9 protein-coding genes are annotated in these 13,508 nt (G+C 61.4%); 4 read left to right on the top strand and 5 right to left on the bottom strand.

What is annotated here, in order from left to right:
* Positions 1–47: 47 nt before the first annotated feature.
* On the bottom strand, positions 48–824 hold the full coding sequence (locus P5689_RS05220) for an AraC family transcriptional regulator (RefSeq protein ID WP_285532357.1): 777 nt from the start codon (positions 822–824) through the stop codon (positions 48–50).
* A gap of 72 nt (positions 825–896) precedes the next feature.
* Between P5689_RS05220 and P5689_RS05215 the strand changes: the two genes are divergently transcribed.
* Positions 897–1,598, top strand: a complete 702-nt coding sequence (locus P5689_RS05215; protein ID WP_285532356.1) for a DUF4410 domain-containing protein — start codon at positions 897–899, stop codon at positions 1,596–1,598.
* Between the two features lie 31 nt (positions 1,599–1,629).
* Here P5689_RS05215 and P5689_RS05210 read toward each other — a convergent pair whose 3' ends face one another.
* Complete coding sequence (locus P5689_RS05210) at positions 1,630–4,047, bottom strand: penicillin acylase family protein (RefSeq protein ID WP_023978834.1); 2,418 nt, start codon at positions 4,045–4,047, stop codon at positions 1,630–1,632.
* 72 nt (positions 4,048–4,119) lie between these two features.
* Positions 4,120–5,322, bottom strand: coding sequence for an FAD-dependent oxidoreductase (locus P5689_RS05205; RefSeq protein ID WP_285532355.1), 1,203 nt, complete (start codon positions 5,320–5,322; stop codon positions 4,120–4,122).
* Between the two features lie 260 nt (positions 5,323–5,582).
* On the opposite strand from P5689_RS05205, the gene P5689_RS05200 reads away from it, so the two are divergent.
* A complete protein-coding gene (locus P5689_RS05200; protein ID WP_285532353.1) occupies positions 5,583–6,764 on the top strand; it encodes a serine hydrolase domain-containing protein in 1,182 nt (393 codons plus the stop codon).
* Between the two features lie 2 nt (positions 6,765–6,766).
* Positions 6,767–7,657 (top strand): LysR family transcriptional regulator, encoded by an 891-nt coding sequence (locus P5689_RS05195; RefSeq protein ID WP_023978837.1) that lies wholly within the window; start codon positions 6,767–6,769, stop codon positions 7,655–7,657.
* Positions 7,658–7,672: 15 nt separating this feature from the next.
* Here P5689_RS05195 and dacB read toward each other — a convergent pair whose 3' ends face one another.
* Positions 7,673–9,202, bottom strand: coding sequence for a D-alanyl-D-alanine carboxypeptidase/D-alanyl-D-alanine-endopeptidase (gene dacB, locus P5689_RS05190; protein ID WP_285532352.1), 1,530 nt, complete (start codon positions 9,200–9,202; stop codon positions 7,673–7,675).
* A 5-nt stretch (positions 9,203–9,207) separates the two neighbouring features.
* On the bottom strand, positions 9,208–12,135 hold the full coding sequence (locus tag P5689_RS05185; RefSeq protein WP_285532351.1) for a TonB-dependent receptor domain-containing protein: 2,928 nt from the start codon (positions 12,133–12,135) through the stop codon (positions 9,208–9,210).
* 252 nt (positions 12,136–12,387) lie between these two features.
* Between P5689_RS05185 and P5689_RS05180 the strand changes: the two genes are divergently transcribed.
* The gene (locus P5689_RS05180) at positions 12,388–13,479 is read left to right on the top strand and encodes a catalase family protein (protein ID WP_285532350.1); all 1,092 of its coding nucleotides are present in this window, start codon (positions 12,388–12,390) and stop codon (positions 13,477–13,479) included.
* Positions 13,480–13,508 lie beyond the last annotated feature (29 nt).

Below are 13,508 nucleotides of genomic sequence, written 5' to 3'. Positions count from 1 at the left end.
TCTCCCCCTGATCCAATATCACGGCAGTTATCACGACAGGTTGCCTTTCAGATTTTCTGCCTGAGTGTTGTCGGATTGAACCCGGTATGGGCCCGACACAGTGTGACAAAACTCGTCACGCTTTCATAACCAAGCATGAGCGCGATTTCGGTAACCGGTAATCCGGCTGCCAAAAGCTGACAGCCTCGTATGATGCGGGCAATCTGCATCCACGCCCCCGGCGACAAGCCTGTTTCGGTATTGAAACGACGCGTGAAGCTCCGCCGGGACAGACCACATTTCGATGCAAGGTCATCGAGCGACAGTTTTTCCTCACAATGGCGGGCCCACTCCGACAGCACAGCGCGAGTCAGGGCATGACGCGGCATGGGCAAAAGTACGGGGCTCGCAAGATTGCTCTCAATTTCATCACGCATGACGGCCAGAAGATGATGGTCAATCGGGCGCACGGAACAGGGGGCCTGCAGATCGCGCTCCCAACGTGACATCAGCGCTTCCATCAGAGGTGTCGCGGTCAGGGCAGCAGGTTCGCTCGGCATGAGCGCCTGGGCGAGAGAAGCGGAGATATAGAGCCGGCACCCATCGACCCCGGCCATGTCGCCACCATGGGTCATGTAAGGTGGAACCCAGTAGGCCTGACCGGCGGGGATCATCCATCGCGCCTGTTCGGTAGCCGTAACAATATGCCCCCGCCTTATCAGGCCAAGTTCACCGTGCGGGTGCCGATGAAGGGCAATACTCTCAGTGCGATCACGATCGCGGTCGAGAAACAGATCAGCCTCGCTTCCGATACGGTCGATCAGCAGGGGTGCGTTTATACCCATTATGGCCCGATCCTGTTGGTATATGCCCTGATCATGTTAGCGGGCCAGCGACGCGCTGGCGATACTGGCTGCATGAATACCGTAAAGATGTGTCTCAGGACGCTGCAGGAATGGCTCGCCATCCTGCTGCCCCTTCTCCTGCTGGCTGGCTGCGCCGGAACGCATGTGGCGTCCGAAGTCAGGGCCAGTGATCCCTCCCTCCTGCCACCCCATCAGATTGCCCTTGTGATCGACGATGAAAGCGTGCCGCCCCGCAAGGCCGATCGTGCCCGGCGTCATGACGCAGCCGTGGCGACAACCCGCGTGGCACTGATGAACGATTTGCAGAAAATGCTGTCTGCCCGCCATCTTGCTGTGGTGGCATCGGGACAGCCCGCCGATATGACCCTGACCTGCACACTGACCAAAATCCGGCCCGGCAGCACCGTGGCGCGCCTGCTGATCGGCTATGGTGCGGGCAAGGCAGAGCTTCAGGTCAGGACCGTTCTGGCGGAGGCGGGCAGTCGACACACGCTCTTGCTGAGCTTTGTCACGACCAGCACCACAGGGGCCATGCCGGGTGCCGGTATTGGTGTCGCGTCGGCTGCGTCTGCAGCGGGGACAGCCGTGCATATGGCAGGGCCGTTGCTGGGGGTGCCCGGAACCCTGCGTCAGGGATTGGCGCAGGAGGCACAGCAGACGACAGACCGCATCGATGAACGACTGGCTGCCTATTTCCAGGCCAGAAACTGGCCCTATCCGCGCCCGCCAACCTCGTGGCTCTCACGCCTCTGAAAAGCCCGGCCTGCATGGCTCGGAGCAAATCTTACCCTCTGGGCGTCAGAAGCGCGCGTTTGACGCCAAGGCGATCCACCTGGGCAGGGGAAAATGGCAAGCGCTGCATCTCGCCCTTGTACCAGGGCGAAAACAGATCGGCATAATGGGGCGAGGCCGGATCGCCTGATTGTCCGGGGAAGTTGAGAAAGAGCGAATTATCCCATGCGCCTACATCGCATACCATCAGGAAGCTCGCCCCGCCCGTTACGGCATAGGGGTTGTCCTTCACATGGCCGGGATCGTACCAACGCGCCATGACGGTGTAGTGGTCACCGCCCGAACCAAAGGCAGGACCACCCGGCGAGGGAAATCTGGCGGCGATGGCGGGATCGTTTTCCAGAGCGTGATGCAGGGTCAAACTATGCAGGCGTCCCCATTGCCAGGCAGCGGGCAATGGCCCCATCAGTGAGACACATTCGGCATAGGCCCGGTCGAGTTGTTCCAGCATGAACGCCTCGCGGTGCTGCTCCGGTGACGTGCCACCGAAATTCCGGGCGTTTTCCAGCAGACCAAGCTGCGTCACGGGGCTGAGTTCGGCTGCGAGAAGATCGTCGAGTGCGGACGGGATGAAGCGCTCATGCAGCGCCTTGCCAAGCCGGGTCACCCAGACTTCGTAAAGCGCTGCGGCAGCACTGCTGGCCGTCACATGACCGTCCCAGTTTTTCAACAGGGGCAGCGCGGACCGGGAGAGCGTATCACGCGTGTCATGCTCCGGTAGCAGCGCGACCATTCGCAGCGCCAGAAGCGAAAGCGTGTCGTGCTGCAGAGCGATGCTGTCCGCCAGGCTGGCCCGAGGGGTGGCATCGAGCACCTGCTCCACCCGTTCATGGCGATAGGGCGGGCTCCATTCATGGCTGATGGTGAAACTCGGCGGCTCTGGCAGGTTCATTTCATTGGAGGTGCTGAACCAGCCCTTGGCCGGATTGAACTGGTGGGGCAGGTCCTCAAGCGGGCGTAATCCCAGCCAGTCGAAACTTCCATCGCCGGGGGCAGGCATGAGGCCATCATGATGCGGGCGACGGCGGGGAAGCCCGCCAGCAGCCTGCCAGCCGATATTACCGTGCCGGTCTGCATAGGTGAAATTGGTCGGGCTTGTGTGATGGCGCAAAGCCTCGCGGAACTGGGGCCAGTCCCTGGCAAGATTGATGCCGATATTACCCAGCAGGGCGTTGGCCCCCGGTGCCAGCCATGTGGCGGATACCGCAATGGCACGTCGCCGGGAGAGATCCTGTGCAATCACCGGCCCCTGCGCGGCGTAGCGCAGCACGATTTCCCGAGGGGCGGCACCGCGTATGGCGATGGTCTCGCGCCTGCGTGTCATCTCCCGCCATGCCCCGTCATGCCAGTAGCGGTCGGGATGATCGGGATGGGTGTTCAGAACGAACAGATCCTCCTGATCGATATGGAAATTGGTACGCCCGAAGGCAATATCGGCATTATGGCCCTGCATGATGCCGGGCATCCCCGGCGTACCTGCCCCGATCACATCCAGACCCGAGGCTGTGAGATGGATCACATAACGAGGGCCTGGCACGCCGAAGGAGAGGTGCGGATCATTGGCCAGAATGGGGCGCCCCGTCGCCGTGCGATGCGGGGCAATACACCAGGCATTGCTGCCCTCATTGGCGCGGCGATGGCCCATATCGCCATGCAGGGTTGCGGCATGAATGGCCCCAAGGGGCAGGCGCTTTTGCAGCACGCCCAGCGCACCAAGATCGTCATGTGACACGGCGCTTGTGTCCAGCCCCTGCGGGACAACGAGCGGGCTGTTGGGTTCGCGGGGGGTGATGAGGCCATCAAGACCGAGGAGTGCCTCGCCCCTCGCCGCGAGACGCGCCCTTCTGATTTCAAGCGCCGTGTTGCCTGTGGGCTCGGCCCTCATGCGAATCAGGTCATCCAGTGACCATTCCAGAGGGCGATAGTGATAAAGCGCGAATTCCAGTGGTAGCCTCTCCTCGTCGGTCAGGGTGCGGATAAAGGCGTTTATCCCGGCAACATAGGCGCTTGCGGCCTCGCGTATGGCCGGGTCGTATTGCGCCCATTCGGCCTGACAATCACCCTGAAACAGAAACAGCCTGTTGGCCTGATCGGAAGGGACGAAATCGGGGCCGAAAACCTCTGCCAGCCGACCGATCGATTGCCGATACCCAAAATCGAGCTGCCATAGGCGATCCCGGGCGATCAGATAGCCATTGGCAAAGAAGGCATCCCCTAACGTCTCGGCACGCACGTGCGGGACACCCCACTGATCCTCGATGACCGTGACCGGGGCTTGTAATCCTTCAAGACCCTGCATGGAGGCAGTTTTTGCGCCCGCACGGGCAGGGCGTGGCAGGCAGGCAGCCAGAGCCGCACAGGCGCTGGCCTGCAGCAGGGCGCGCCGACCTGTGAGGGGGGAAGAGGGCATGGCGCTTGTCCTTTCCAAGGATGCGGTTGGTCGAGAGCGAGGGTTATGGGAGCGAGGGCGTAGCACCCCGTATCACGTTGTCTGGGCAGCGAGCCTTGCAATCCGGCGGGCCGATCCGGCGGCCAGGGTAAAGCCGAGCGCCCCGTGACCGACATTGAGCAACATGTTCTCGCACGGGCCGCGTTCGATAATCGGCACACTATCCGGCGTGGCAGGGCGCTGGCCAATCCAGCTTTCGGCCTGTTCATAAGGGCCTGCGCCGGGCAGGGCTTCCTGCGCGAGGTGACGCAGCTGCGCAATCCTGTTCGTATCGGCTCGCGGGCCAGCCTGACCGATATCGACCATTGCAGCGATGCGCAGTCTTGCGCCGTGGCGGGCATAGACCACGCGCCGGTCATAATCGGTGACGCTGACGGCAGGCAGATGGCCCGGCGCGGGCGTAAGGGTGAGTGAGTAACCCTGCAAGGGATAGAGCGGCAGGGTAAGCCCGATCTGGCGTGCCAATGCTCTTGACCCCAGCCCTGCTGCCAGCACGACCAGACGCGAGGGTAACGCCCTGTTGTCGATGTGCACGATGCAGCGTGTGCCCTGTCGTGACAGACTGGCCTCGCCCTGAACCTGCCGGAAGCGTTCGGACTGGCGCATGGTCTCGATCAGTTTCAGGCAGAAGGCATGACAATCGGCCACCTCCTCGCCCTTCGTGAAGAGACCACCAGCCAGCCGGGGCCGGAGTGCAGCAAAAGCCGGTTCGAGTTCGAGGCATGCATCCGGTGACAGGACGCGCTGATTCTGCGGATCGGCCAGATTGGCCACATTGCGCTGCATGCTGCGTGGATCGCGAAACAGAATGAGTTTCCCCGGCCTCTCCCAGTCGAAACCGCCCAGACCCGCGCTGCGCCATGTCGCGAGTTCGCTCTGGCTTTCGAGGGCCAAAGTGAGCAAGGCCTGGCTACCCATCCGGAACCTGTCCGGGGTGCAGGCCCGCAGGAACTGCGCGAGCCAGACCCATTGTGCCGGGTTGGTATTGGGGTGCAACGCTACGGGCGAGCCGGGGCGCCCCAGCCATGACAGTGCCTCACGCGGGGCCGATGGGCTGGCCAGCGGGGATACGTAACGATAGCTGAGCTGCCCCCCATTGGCCCGGCTGGCACCGCTGGCGGGGGTGTCGTGACGTTCGACAAGGGTAACATGATGCCCGTCGCGCCAAAGGGCAAAAGCGGTTGAAAGACCGATGACACCGGCCCCGATAACAGTAACGGACTGACGCTGCGCCACGGACCCTGCCTTTGTTTCTCGTGTAACAGATCAAGCCTAGGGGGCATGGGGCGCGTCATCCATTGGGAAGATAATGCCCCCCCTTAACCTCAGGTTATGACCCGGCGCACGTCATTCGATCCAAGTGGCTGAGAGTACAGGTAATCTGCCCTGTCGGCGTGTCGCACGGGCAGGGCTTGTGCCGTATTGCGGGGCTATCACGATGTCGCAGGGTGTGATGATGTTGCGCAACCGAACTGGACCGTCATACCGGATGCGACATGATCACGAAGCCTGAGACAAAAATGGGTCTACCCCGCCGTGCATTGCTGTGCGGGGGCGTGGCGTTGTTCGGTCTTGCTGGCTGTGAGGCGCCCTCGGCCTTTGCCGGGGTGGACCGCCTGGCGCGGGATGCTGTGAAAGCCGGTCAGTGCCCCGGTATCGTGCTGGCTATCGGGCATCAGGGGGCCATCGTTCACCGTTTTGTCTATGGTGCCCGCGCGCTGGTTCCCCATCGCGAGGCCGAAAGCTGGGATACGCGCTTCGATATGGCCTCCCTGACCAAGCCGACTATGACGGCGCTCGCGATCATGCAGCTTGTCGAGCAGAACAGACTCAGCCTTGATCAGCCTGTCTCATCCGTGTTGCCGGATTTCGAGGCCGGTGGAAAAGGCGCTCTCACCATACGCCTGCTGCTGACCCATTATTCCGGCCTGCCTCCCGATATCGATCTCAGTCAGCCCTGGCAGGGCAAGGAAGAGGCGGTGAAACGCGTCATGGCCATGCGCCCCGCCACCATTCCGGGCAATGCCTTTGTCTATAGCGATGTGAACTACATCACGCTCGGGCTGGTGGTGGAAAAGCTGAGCGGTCTCGCGCTCGATACCTATGTCGCCCGCTATATCCTCGGGCCTATAGGCATGACGCATAGCGGGTATCGGCCCGACCCGGGCCTGGGCACCCTGATCGCCCCGACCCAGTACGACGAGAAAGGCATCATGCTGCGTGGCGTGGTGCATGATCCAACGACACGTCGCATGGGCGGTGTGGCGGGGCATGCCGGGCTTTTTTCCGATGCGCATGACATGTGTCTGTACGCTCAGGCCCTGCTGGACCGGCTGGCCGCTCGTGCCAGCACGTTCCCGTTGCGTCGTGAGACGCTGGAAATGATGACGACGCCGCAGCAGCCTTCCGGCAAGAGCGATCTGCGCGGTCTGGGCTGGGATATTGCCACCCATTATTCCACACCGCGCGGTGATTTGTTTTCGCCCCGCTCCTTCGGGCATACGGGTTTTACCGGCACGTCTCTCTGGATTGATCCGGTGAGCGACAGCTATGTGCTTATCCTCACCAATCGTGTGCATCCCTCAGGCGGTCACAGCGTGGTGGCGCTTCGGCGCGCAATTGCAACGGAGGCCGCCCGCGCGCTCGGTATCGACAGAACGGGCAGGGTGCAGGGCTGATCATGGCACTGCGCCTGCGCTCCATCGAACTGGTGTATTATGTCATGCGGACGGGCTCGCTGCGTCAGGCCGCCGAGGCGTTGAACGTGTCGCAACCCGCTGCCAGCAAGGCGCTGCGCTATGCTGAGCAGTCTCTTGGTTTTGCGCTGTTCGATCGCGTGAAAGGTCGTCTTGTGCCCACACGTGAGGCACAGATCATGCTCCCGCGCATTACAGCCCTGTTCGATCAGTTCGCCGATCTTTCCCGTCTGGCCGAAAACCTGCGCACCGGCAGAGGGGGGCATGAGTTGTCGATTGGCTGCGTGCCGAGCCTTGGGCTCAGCGTAGTGCCACGCGTGATCAATCGCTATCGCGAGAAATCGGGCGATAACATGCTCAGTGTGGATACGCTGCACGGGGCCGAGATTATTGCAGGCCTGCGCAAGCGCGATCTCGATTTCGGGATTATCTTCGGCGTGACCGAAGAGCCCGGGCTGATCTGTGAGGCGCTGGCCGAGATACCGTTGGTGCTGCTCGACAGTACGGCAGCCGAGGGGCCGGTGCGGCTTGAGACGATTGACCCGGCGCGATGGATCGGGCTGGCCGATCATGACCCGACATCATGGGCGCTCAGTAGTGCCTGGAAAAAGGCGGGCTGGGAGGTGTCTCCTGCCATCAGGGTACGCACGCATTACATGGCGGCAGAACTGGCACGGCTCGGCGCAGGATGGGCGATTGTGGACGCTTTCACCGCCCTGCATGATTCAAGCCTGCCTACAGCGCGTCGCCTTGATCCACCCATGACGATTACCTGTTCTGCCGTGTATCGCGAAGATCATGCCCTGCGACGCATTGCCCGCAGTTTCATCCAGATCCTGCGTCAGGAATTCACACGCGAGATGGCGCGGCTCTAGAGAACGCGGCTGTTGTCACTCCACGGCAGCAAGCGCTTCAACCACGCGGTCGATGGCGTCGGTGGGACGCTCACCGACCGCCGGGCGTGGGGCAACGTCGCTCAGCGGTTTTGCAGGTGCGGTTGCGACGGAGAGGGGTTCCGGCACGTCATTGAGCAGGATCGACACCACAAGCCTGCGTCCGCTGGCCGTAACGAGATAGCCGGAAAGGGCGTGGGTGCCGTTGAGCGTGCCCGTCTTGGCGTGGAGCCTGCCTGCGACAGCGGTGCCCTCAAAGCGATGAGACAATGTGCCATCGGTCGCGGCAAGAGGCAGGTCATCGGCCCATTCACCGCCCCAGCGCTGGTGTTGCGCCCAGAGCAGCAGCGAGACAATATCGCGTGGAGTGGCACGGTCATAGGGCGACATGCCAGAGCCATCGGCCAGCGAAACCCGGCTGAAATCCACGCCGCTTGAGGCCAGGAGCTTCTCGCGTTCCTCCAGCCCGGCCTGAACCGTTCCCTGACCGGCCAGAAGGCCGAGCCGGCGCAGAAGAAGTTCGGCGTGCAGGTTCTGACTCTCCTTGAGGATATGCCTGATATCGATGGCAAGCGGTCTTTGCGGCATGACACCCAGACGGACAAACGAAAGGTCCTGTGGGGCTGCGTCCTCACCCTCCGGGCGATGACGGGCTTTCGTCTCATCAACGCGCACCCCACGGGCGATCAGCATGTCCCCCAGTAGCCTTGCGGCAAGTTGCGCCGGGTCGATGATGCCAGAGTGCACAGTCAGGGGAGTGGGACCCGGCTTGATGGTGCCTGTGAGGGTGCCGGAACCGCGCTCCGTGTCATTGTCGGGGAGGAGCGTTATCGCCGGTGCCTCGGCCGCATCACGACGTGTCACGACATGGTTCACCACGCGATAGGCCGGGGTGATGGCCGACACGGTGGCGGGTGCGCCCTCGACTGGGCCGGGTGTCACGATCAGAGAGGCGACATTGTCGTCAAGTGTCAGGGCTGAAATGGCTGTGCCATAGCGGGTGGAGAGATTGTTCCAGCTCCAGCCATCGCCCCAGTGCGTATCGGCAAACAAGGTGTCGTCACCGATCACGGCATGAAGGTGTTTGAGGCCGGATCTGGCGGCGGCATCGGCAAGTTCGGTCAGGCATTGCTGCGTGCAACCCGGCGCGGCGGAGAGAAACGGATCTGCCGCGCCGCGCAGGATGAGATCGGGCGCTCCGTTGTTGCGTGGTGCCAGAAACAGGGTCGTATCGAGCTGATAGGGCGGGCGCATGAGCGTGTCATAGGCGACGAGCGCAGCAGCCGTCGTGAAAAGCTTGGCGTTTGAGGCTGGAACGAAGCGCTGCCTTTCATGACGCGCGTAGAGCACGCGCCCCGTCTCGTCAGTGATCAGGATGCCCCAACGGGCACCTCGGGTCTCCATCGGGCCCAGCAGGGGGGCGAGGCGGGCGGCCAGCCTGTCGTGACCGGGGGCAGGCACACAGGCGGAGAGCCCGAGCGCCGAGGCGAGAGAAAGAGGCGCGAGAAACAGGAGGGCAGGGCGCATGAGCATCAGAATTCCATGCGTATGCCGCCGCGATAGGTCCGCCCCAGCAGGCTGCTATAGGTGGAATCCGCAGCCAGTCCGCTGGTGGGTAGCAGGATCGGCGGGGCGTTGCCCAGATTGGTGACGTTCAGGAAAATCTGCATCTGGCCGATATTCTGAACAGGGAGTTTGTAGGTAAAGTTCATGTCGAAATAGAAGGTGCCTGCCACCCGGTTATTGTTGATCGAGGGGTAATTGGCATTATACACGCCGCAGGTTGTCGTGCACTGCACATAACTGTTCGAGTAATTTCCCGCGCTGATACCGCGTGCCACTGCTGTGATGCTGTAGCTCTCCGCGCTATAGGTGGCCGAGAAACGATAGATCCATTTTGGTGGTCCGTTGGTGATGTCACCTGCCGTATCGACCACATAACCTACACCCGAGTCAGAAACGTATTTGAGGTAATTGCTCGCCTGACCATGTAGTGTGAAGGCTCCTCCTGCCTTGGGCAGGATGCGACGCAGCGGGAAGGTATAGGAAGCGTCGATATCGATACCGCTGGTTTCAAGCTTGGCGAAGTTGAAGGGCGAGGCGCTGATCAGCAGGTCACGCGTGCCGCTCGGGTCGGGGCGAATGGCGGAACAGAAAGTCGTGTAGCCCTGATAACACTCGTCGATGATCGATTGCGGGTAGAATTGCTGGATGGCGTGTTTGATCTTGGTGTGAAACCAGTCGATGGAGAGGGCCAGCCCCGGTACGTAGCGGGGCGTGATAACGGCACCCACCACGGTTGTATTGGCTGTCTCGGGCTTCAGGTTGGGGTTGCCTGTCGTGGTGGACAAAACCGTGTCGGTCTTGCCCGTGGCCGGGTCGAGCACGGTGGTCGTTTGCGACGTGCCAGCGTTATAGAGTTCGTTGATGTTCGGCGCGCGGATGTCATGGGACTGCGTGGCGCGAAAGAGAATATCGCGTATCGGCTGCCACGTGCCGCCGATCTTCCATGTCGTGACATAACCCGATGTGGAATAGTCGGTCGCGCGTACCGCGCCATTGGCGGCCAGCCCGCGTGCAAGAGGCACAGCGGTTTCGACATAGGCTTCCTTGACGTTGTAATTGCCGAAAGTGGGCAGGTAGTTACCGACCGACCAGCCCTTCTGATATTCTGTCGGCACATAGCCAGAGGCGCGCTCATCGCGATATTCGCCGCCGATTGCCACATTCACGTCACCGGCCCATGTGGCAAACGGAATGGTGGAGAGATTGACGCCGGAAACGATCTCCTGAAAACGCTGCTCGCGCCATGGATTGCCCAGCACATAGCTGATGGCGGCCTGTGACATGACGCCTGTGCCGAGCCAGTCGATGGGCGCGCAGCCATTACCGGGATCCGTCAGGCTGGATCGACAGACAATCTGGCCAGAGGCATTGCGCACCGCATCTGTCGCGTTGGCAATTCGGGCTGTATTCATCACATTGTTGATCTGCTCATGCGAGTGCGTGACGCCATATTGAGCATAGGCTGTCCATGAGGCCTTGCGTCCGAAAAGCGTGAAATTACCCTCGCCACCAAAGGTATAACGCTGCACATCGCGCGTGTTGGTGATCTGGCGATAGGGCATGTCGAGCGCGGTTGTGCCCACGGTGACGCCCGTCACGTTCCTGAGGGCATCCGCGCCCAGCGCGTCGATCAGATACGGGTTGGTGCTCTTGATCGCAATGGAGGTCAGGTATTGCGGCCCGGCGTTATAAACGTAGTTGCTCTGGTTATAGGCACCCTCGGCATAGAGGGTCATCCATGAGGCAACGTCATAGCTCAGGCGCCCATAGAGGTTCTTGCGGTCGCTCTCCGGTTGCAGGCCGAGATTGACGTTATTATTGGCAAGACCTTCATCCCCGCCGACCGACACGCTGGAGGTGGAGGGTGAGCCATAATTGTAATGATTGACGCTGCCGCCCTGACCGAAATAGACGCCGCGCAGGCTGTTGGCCACAGCGCCTGTCGAGGCGTTGATGATGCCGCCGGGCAGGGCGTTGTTCGTGCCTGCATTGCCCACGCGGATATAATAAGGCTGGCCGTTTCCGGCGACATAGGCGGGGTTGGCAATAATGCGCTCGCCATTCTGGTTCCAGCCGCGCGTGATCTTGAAAATACCGTCCTGATGGGCGTAATCGCCACTGAGAAGGACATGGCCCTTGCCCTTGGCGAACCCGAAGCCGCCGGCAACGGCAGCATGCTCGTTCTGGCCATCACCGTAATTGGAAATGCCTGAATCGGCATCGACCTTGAGCCCGGTATAGGTCTTGTCGAGAACGAAATTGGTCACGCCCGCTACAGCATCGGACCCGTACTGCGCCGAGGCGCCACCAGTAACGACATCCACGCGCTTCACGAGTTGCTGGGGCAGGGTATTGATATCGACAATACCCGTAATGGCAGACGGCGCGGTGCGCCGCCCATCAATCAGGACCAGCGAGCGCACGGCGCCGAGGTTGCGCAGGTTCAGCGCATTGATACCGGCCAGACCGGAGCTGAGAGCCAGGGTCGAGTTCTGTGGTGTGGTGCTGCCGGCAAACTGCGGAAGCTGGTTGACCAGATCGGCCAGATTGTTCGTGGGGGACTGGTTGCGTATCTCCTGCGCGCTGAGCGTGCTGACCGGCGTGGGCGATTTGATACGGCTATTGGCGATATGGCTACCGGTGACAGTCAGGACCTCACGATTGCCGGATGGGCGATTGCTGGGCTTGTCTGCCCTCTTCTGCGCGATAGCGGCTGACTTGGCCGGACCCGCCTTGGCGTGCTTGTCTGAAACTGTGCCTGAAGGCGCACCCTGCGGCGCAAGCGGCGTGATCTGAGCCTGTGCCGTGTCGACAAGGCCCCCGCTCAATTCATGGGGGACGGACAGGATAGTGAAAGCCAGAAGCGCGCTGCGAATGTGATGCCTTGATGTCATGACGCTGCTCCTGGGGCCGGTAACAATCGCAACATTGCGATATCGAACCAATATGGGCAACCCGCTGCTCTCGTGTCGATTTCGGAACGACACCCAACCCATAACTTTCTGTTAAGGGTTGGCAGTCCAGCCGCGTACCTTGCAGGGATCTTGCCCGGCAGGGCTTAACCGAGTGGCAGGCATTATTCCCTGCGTGCAACTTGTGCAGGTTCTGCCTGTTGGAGGAGCAGACTGGCACTGCAGGAACTTCAGATGATTCTCAACCCGCCCTTGCGCTTTTCCCCGGATGTCGAAACGCCGGAGGAAGACGAGCAGCATGTCATTCAGGGCATCATTGATGGCATGATGGAGCAGAGCCGTGTGGTCGGCAAACGCGAGGGCCGCATGGTGCGTGCCAGCCATGCCAAACCGACGGCGCTGGCCGTTGGCACACTCGATATTGCAGCGCATCTGCCAGCTGAACTCGCCCAGGGCGTTTTCGCCACGTCAGGCCAGTATCCCGTAGCGGCACGTTTTGCACAGGGGGCGGGCGAAACACTGGGCGATCGCGTCTCGACTCACCGTGGTCTTTCTCTCAAATTGTTCGGGGTTAAGGGGGAGAAACTGCCCGGTCATGACACCGAGACGCAGGATTTCATCCTGGCGTCAGGCCCGACGTTCCCATCGGGCACGGCCGCGGGGTTCCTGCGTGATGGTGGGGTGATCGGCAAGGCCGCCGCTTTGCCTGAAGGGGTGAAGAGTGCGGTCTCGTCTGTGGCGCGTGGTCTCAATCATGCCCTTGGTCATGCGGGTGCGCAGAGCCCCATGGCGGATTTCCTTGGCCATCCCTACTCCCACCCGCTTTCCGAGCCATATTACAGTCAGGCCCCCCTGCGTTATGGTGCCTATGTCGCCAAGATCGCGGCATTTCCGATAATGCCGGACCTCGAGGCCCTGCAGTCATGGCGGCTCGACCCCCATCATGATGAGGACGGGTTCCGGCATGAGACGGTCACCTATTTCGGTGGGCGAGAGGTGGTGTTCGACATTCGCGTTCAGCTCTGGAACAACGCCGAGACGCAACCTATCGAGGATGCCTCAATCATCTGGTCGGCCGATGAGGCACCCTTTCGGTCAGTAGGCAGGCTGAGCTTTCCCGTACAGAACGCCTTCAGTGCCCAACGCGCGACCTTTTTTGAGGATCATCTGGTTTTCCGCCCGTCACAGGGGCTCAGTGCGCATCGTCCACTGGGTTCGGTCATGCGCGCGAGGATGCAGGTCTACAAAGCGCTATCTGCCTTTCGACACGGTGGGAACGGACAAAACGAAATCCAGCCGGTTAGCATCGGGCAAATTCCCGCCTGAATCTCCAGACAGGCTGTTCGACATATACC

Source organism: Asaia sp. HumB, assembly GCF_030263835.1.
GTDB classification, from domain to species: Bacteria; Pseudomonadota; Alphaproteobacteria; order Acetobacterales; family Acetobacteraceae; genus Asaia; species Asaia bogorensis.
This window is presented reverse-complemented; position numbering and strand designations above follow the sequence as displayed.